Source organism: Mycobacterium sp. (assembly GCF_019243155.1).
Classification (GTDB): Bacteria; Actinomycetota; Actinomycetes; order Mycobacteriales; family Mycobacteriaceae; genus Mycobacterium.
In genome coordinates, this window is the sequence record NZ_JAFAUS010000039.1 from 1 (window position 1) to 3,739 (window position 3,739).

Below are 3,739 nucleotides of genomic sequence, written 5' to 3' on the forward strand. Positions count from 1 at the left end.
GACGCCATGTGCAGCCCGTCGCGGGTGTTGCTGTGCAGGTCGCGCAGATCGATCAGGGCGGCTTCGTAGGCGTAGTCGTGGGCCAGCTCCAGATGCCCGACCTCCGCGCACATCACCGCCTGGGTGCAGGCCGACAGTGACGAGTCACGCACCATCCGCCGCTCGTAGTAGTCGACGTTGCGGGCCTTCTGCTCCGGTGTGAACGCGTGGCTCTGCCACTGCATCGCCAGCACCAGGTCGGCCTGCTTGATCACCTGTGCGGGATAGAGCCGCACATAGGCCTCGTGCAGCAGCAGCGGGTAGGTCTGGTTGGCGTCAAAGTCCCACTCCGCGAACGTGGTAAAGCCTTCACACTGCTGGTGGACACCGAGGTCCTCGTCGTACGGGATGTGGACCGCGTCGGCCGCGTTGCGCCAGTTGGCCATCTCCTCGGTGGTGACGCACAGCTTGGCGGCCTCGTCGGGATCGCGAACGCAGGCGTCGGCGGCGACGATCAGGTTGTGTGCGGCCATCAGGTTGGTGAAGACGTTGTCGCGGACGATGGCCGTGTATTCGTCGGGACCGGTGACCCCGTCGAGATGCCACACGCCGTACCGGTCGTGGTGTCCCAGCGACATCCACAGCCGGGCGGTTTCGATCAAAACGTGTAGGCCACAATCCTTTTCGAGGCTGTGGTCACCGGTGACCACCCGGTAGCGTTCGAAGGCCATCGCGATGTCGGCGTTGATGTGGAAGGCGGCGGTGCCGGCCGGCCAGTACGCGGAGGTTTCCTGGCCGCGGATGGTCCGCCACGGAAAGCTGACACCCTTGAGGCCCAGCTCGGCCGCTCGCTCCCGGGCCAGATCCATGGTCGACGCGCGCCACCGCAGCGCGTCGGCGACGGCGTGCGGCGCGGTGTAGGTGAGCACCGGCAGCACGTAACCCTCGGTGTCCCAGAAGGCGTGGCCGTCGTAGCCGGTGCCGGTAAGTCCCTTGCTGGGAATCGCGCGGCGTTCGGCGCGAGCGCTGGCCTGCAACAGATGGAACAGGCCGAACCGCACCGCCTGCTGAGATTCGAGGTCGCCTTCGACCTCGACGTCGGCGTTCTCCCAGAACTCGTCGAGGTACTTACGTTGTGCATCGAGCAACCCTTGCCAACCGCTGTACTTCGCGCTGTGCAGGGCGGCGGCGGCCTGGTCGCGCAGCGCCGGGCGGGAGCGCAGGCTTGACCAGCCGTAGGCCAGGTATTTGACGATGCGCAGCTTCTGGCCCGGGCGCAGCCCTGCGATGATCGTGGTCCGGGCCAGGTCGGCACGCGCGTCGGTGCTGACCTCGACCCGTCCGGGCACGTCGACCTCGTGGTCCATGCCTGCCGCCATCATCAGGGCGCTGCTGCGGGTCCGGTGCATCAAAAGCGCTCCGGTGTCAGTGTTTTCGTGGTCGACGGCCTCCAGCGGCTTGTCCAGAATGGCCGACACCCGTGGGTCGGCCGAGGTCTGCGGCTGGTCCTCGTTGGTGACGAGTTCGGATTGCACCGTCACCCGGACGAATTCGTCGACCGCCTCGACGATGTACTCGATGGCCGCGACGCTGCGCTGGGCCAGCGAAACCAGTCGGGTGGACGTCACTTTGATCTGCTTGCCCGCGGGCGAGGCCCAGTGCGCGCAGCGGGTCAGCGTCCCCGCGCGCAGGTCCAGGGTGCGCTCGTGGGAGAGCAACTGTCCGTACCGGACGTCGAACGGCTCGTCGCCGACCAACAGGCGAAAGATCTTGCCGTTGGTGACGTCGACGATGGTCTGGCCGGCCTCCGGATAGCCGTATCCCGCCTCGGCGTACGGCAGCGGCCGGATCTCGTAGAAGGAGTTGAGGTAGGTGCCGGGCAGGCCGTACGGCTCGCCCTCATCGAGGTTGCCGCGCAGGCCGATGTGCCCGTTGGACAACGCGAACAGGGATTCGGACTGCGAGATCAGGTTCAGGTCGAGCCGGGTCTCGCGGACCCGCCACGGTTCGACGGGGAAGGCGTCCTCGGTAATCATGACTTGTCTCCGTCGTCTTGGCTGAGCAGTTCGTCGAGGTCTTGTACCACCACGTCGGCGCCGCTTTTGCGGAGTTCTTCAGCCTGGCCCACCCGGTCGACGCCCACCACGTAGCCGAAGTGACCGGCATGGCCCGCGGCCACGCCGGACAGCGCGTCCTCGAACACGGCGGCCGCGTCGGGCGCGATGTCGAGGAGTTGTGCCCCCTTCAGGAACGAGTCGGGGGCCGGCTTGCCTGGAATGTGCTCTTCGCGCAGCGTGTTGCCATCCACCCGCTGCTGGATGAACTTGTCCAGGCCGGTGATCTTCAGTACCTCGGGGGTGTTGGCGCTGGCCGACACGACGGCGATGCCCAGGCCCGCGGCCGAGACCGCCTCCAGATAGCGCCGCGACCCGTCGAATACCTTGACACCATCCTTTTCGAGGACCTTCTGGAACATGTCGTTCTTGCGGTTGCCCAGGCCGTAGATAGTCTCGGCGTCGTCCGAGTCGTCGGGCCCGCCTTCAGGCAGCTCGATTCCCCGGCTTTCCAGAAACGACCGGACTCCGTCTTCGCGCTTCTTGCCGTCGACGTATGTCCGATAGTCCGCGGCCGCGTCGAAGGGAACGAACTTATCCCCGGTGCGCTCGGCCCGCTGGGACAGGTAGTCGTCGAACATGGCTTTCCATGCCTTGGTGTGCACGCTCGCCGTGTCGGTGAGCACACCATCCATGTCGAACAGGCAGGCACGCACTTTCTCTGGCAGACCCAGCACAGCGAATCCTCACTGTCGGAGTAGTCGGGCGATACCACTTCACCATGCTTGCCCGCGTGTTGCCAGCGATCTGAAGTTCTTAAACCGCAGCGCACAGTAGCCGGCAGACCGCCAACGGCACCGTAGTGAGCAGTCCGAGTGCGAGAACCGCCGTCAGGTGGCGGTGATGCGTCGTCGGCCGCCGCGCGGCCGTGTTATGTCTGCGGGCTGTTTTGCCGGATGATGCGAATCATCTCCGCCGGGCGCTCCAACGCCGAAAAGTGGCCCGTGTCAGTTATCGTGATGGCTTCGGTGCCGAGTCGGCGGGCAATCTGTTCCCGTTCGGCTACGCGCGACCAATCCCGTTCGGAATAGGCCAGAGTTACCGGCACGTTCACCCGCGCGTAACGATCGCGCGCACTGACGAACCCTTTCAGGCTGCGCATGATTGCCCGGTTCACCGCCGGGTAGCCGCGCCTGCGGCCACTTCGCCGTAGCTCGCTCAAGAAGTCTTTAGGCAATGCGCTGGGGTCGACGAAGCCGCCACGCAGCACGGTCCGAAGGATGACGCGGGTCTCCAACCGCGTGACGATCGATCCGAAGCCGGTGCTGCGGACGCCGGTTCCAATCAGGCGGGCAAACCAGTTGCCCCGTTCCAGCCCGCCCGGGTAGTCGTTCGGGTTGAAGGCGATCACCCTGCGCACGTTGTCTTTCAGTTCAATGGAGGCCAGCAACGCGGTCGCCGCCCCCATCGACTCACCAACCAACGTGACGTCGCGCAGCCCGAGCGTTTTGACGAATTCAGTGACCGCAGCGTGCAATTCCAGTTCGTCGTGTTGGGCACCGGGGACAATGTCCGACCAACCCATGCCGGGAAAATCCAGTGCGTAGACAGTGAATTCGTCCCAAAGCGCGGGCACTGCGCGCTGAAAGTAGTCCAGCTGGGTGCGGACCGTGTGGAGCAGCACCAACGGCGGGCCGGTTCCCGCA

Annotated in this window: 2 protein-coding genes and 1 pseudogene; all 3 read right to left on the reverse strand. The window is 65.6% G+C overall.

The features are described 5' to 3' along the window. Positions 1-2,015, reverse strand: a 2,015-nt coding sequence (locus tag JOZ00_RS02060) for a glycoside hydrolase family 65 protein (protein ID WP_293338976.1), incomplete at its 3' end; no start/stop codon positions are given. After that, a pseudogene (locus tag JOZ00_RS02065) lies at positions 2,012-2,816 on the reverse strand (beta-phosphoglucomutase family hydrolase). The pseudogene JOZ00_RS02065 and the gene JOZ00_RS02060, both read right to left, overlap by 4 nt. A gap of 148 nt (positions 2,817-2,964) precedes the next feature. After that, positions 2,965-3,739 (reverse strand): alpha/beta hydrolase (locus JOZ00_RS02070; RefSeq protein ID WP_293338979.1); only part of this gene is annotated, 775 nt, incomplete at its 5' end.